At 71.0% G+C, this 1947-nt stretch carries 2 protein-coding genes and 1 pseudogene; all 3 read right to left on the bottom strand.

All coding sequences use genetic code 11. The features are described 5' to 3' along the window. Positions 1 to 128: pseudogene (locus VF662_RS13960) on the bottom strand (sulfite exporter TauE/SafE family protein); the annotation flags it as partial. Between the two features lie 63 nt (positions 129 to 191). After that, entirely contained in the window at positions 192 to 839 is a 648-nt protein-coding gene (locus VF662_RS13955) for a hypothetical protein (protein ID WP_464142337.1), read from the bottom strand. 392 nt (positions 840 to 1231) lie between these two features. Further along, a partial coding sequence (locus VF662_RS13950) for a glycosyltransferase family 2 protein (RefSeq protein ID WP_464142335.1) occupies positions 1232 to 1947 on the bottom strand: 716 nt, incomplete at its 5' end.

The following is a 1947-nucleotide window of genomic DNA, read 5'->3' as shown; positions in this document are numbered from 1 at the left end:
AGGATCGGCGTCGTGAGGAAGCCTCCGCCGACCCCGACCATCCCGCTCAGGAGGCCCACCACTCCGCCGAGCGCGATGATCACGAGCGCATTCACCGAAAGACCGGCGATTGGGAGGTAGATGTCCACGGAGGCGGAAGCTAGCGGCTTAACCCCGGGCGCGGAAGGCGCGGGCGCCGAAAAAGCTCAGTTCTAGAAGTCGGTCGCGACCGTCAGCGCCGGGCCGGAGCCTGGAGCGGCGTCTCCGGCGGCCCGAATGCGCCAGTCGGCGGAGACGGACACGCTCCGGCCCTGCACCGGCAGCCGCAGCCGGACGGACGGGCCCACGTCGAGGCGCGAAACGCCCGGTTGCGCCGCGGCCCATGCGCCTGCGCCGAGGCTCATCCGGCCGCCCTCGTCCAGCGGCAGCGCGATCACTGCCGCGCCGTCGGCGAACAGGTCGCGGGACCTTACGCCTACGACCCCCGCCTGCGCGTAGGCGCTGACGCGGAGCGGCCCAAGCGCTTTCAGATCGGATACGCCGCCATAAGCAAGCAGCGCGAAGGCGGAGCGCCCCTCATCTCCGAGCGCCTGCCTTCGCTCGGCCAGCAGCCGGACCGGGACAGCTGCGACAGGCTTCCACTCGAGGCCCAAGGCTGCTTCGGCGCCCTTGCGGCTCCGCAACGGCGAAGAAAGCCGAAGATTGAGCGCCAGCGGCCGCTGCGGATTGCCGTTGATGCGGTAGGCGAAGCGGGCGCCCAGCTGGCTGCCGCCGAGCGTGCCCCCGGCGGCGAGCGACTGCGCATCCCCCTGCCGGACGAACGCCCAGGCGGCCGACGACCAGCGCCGCTCCTCCGGCAATCGGGCGAGGAGGGCACTTTGCGAAGGAACAGGCGTAGCTTGGAAGAAGAGTGGCACAGGCGCCGCCGGAGACGGCGGGCCGGCAGGTGCAGCCACGGCGGCCGCCAGTGTGGGCAGGGGAGGGGGCTCGAAGATGACGGGATGAACGGCTGGACGGGCTGGTGCTCCGCATGAGCCGCACTCGGCCGAAATCGGGAGGAGTACAGACGCGATGGGACCGGGAGTTCCCCCAGCGGGCGAAGGCGTGGGGTAATGCACGAGGGGAGGTGGGGCCGATTGAGGTAGGGGCGGCGCTCCAGGGGACCCGGCCCATCCCGGCGCGAGCATCGCCACACGAAGGCAGGTCCAGCCGCCGAGCACCGCGCCGAGGAAGCGGAGCGGCGGCGGGATGCTCATTCGGCGGGCACCTGCGCAGGGAAAAAGTGCGCCGTCTTGTCCCAGGAGGCGCTGCCGGTGCGGCGGATGGACAGGTAGCGGAAGACTGCGCGGCGTGCGGCCATCATCGCGATGATGTTGCTGACGACCACGCGCGGAATCGAGCGCAGGCCCTCCCGCCATCCATAAACCCGAGCAACGAAGGTGAACCGCATCGCCAGCCGCCATCCCAGCAGCCCGAGGTTGAGCTGAAGCAGCAGGGCCAGGAACGGCGGTATCGGGTCGGGCTCGAAGCGGGTGAACGTCCGCGCCAGGAACAGGCTGCTCCAGAGCAGCAGCGACAAATACCCGGCGAACAGCAGCAGCGAGGCAAGCACCGCCTGCCGGTCACGAAGCCGCATCCAGCGCTCGGCGATGCCGCCGTTCCACCCGAGCCGGTCCCAGCCGGACAGCGCAATCCCCACCATCCAACGCGCCTTCTGGCTGACCGCCGCCTCGCGCGTTCCGGGGAAATATTCGCGCGTCATCACCATCGGCCGCCCCGCCGCCGCCCTCAGCCGCACGAACGCCGCAGTGCCGCCGATCGGGCGGAGGCGAAGGCCGAGCTCGTAATCCTCCGTCAGGCTCTCGGCATCGAAAGGCGCGCCGTGCTCTTCGGCGATCTCGCCCAGGGTGTCGCGGCAGAAGGCGCAGCCGACGCCGGCGGAGGGGAGGGAGGCTCCGAGCGCCTCCC

It is taken from the genome of Allosphingosinicella sp. (assembly GCF_036387215.1).
Lineage (GTDB): Bacteria > Pseudomonadota > Alphaproteobacteria > Sphingomonadales > Sphingomonadaceae > Allosphingosinicella.
The sequence above is the reverse complement of the archived record's forward strand: the minus strand, read 5'-3'. Positions and strand labels throughout refer to the sequence as shown.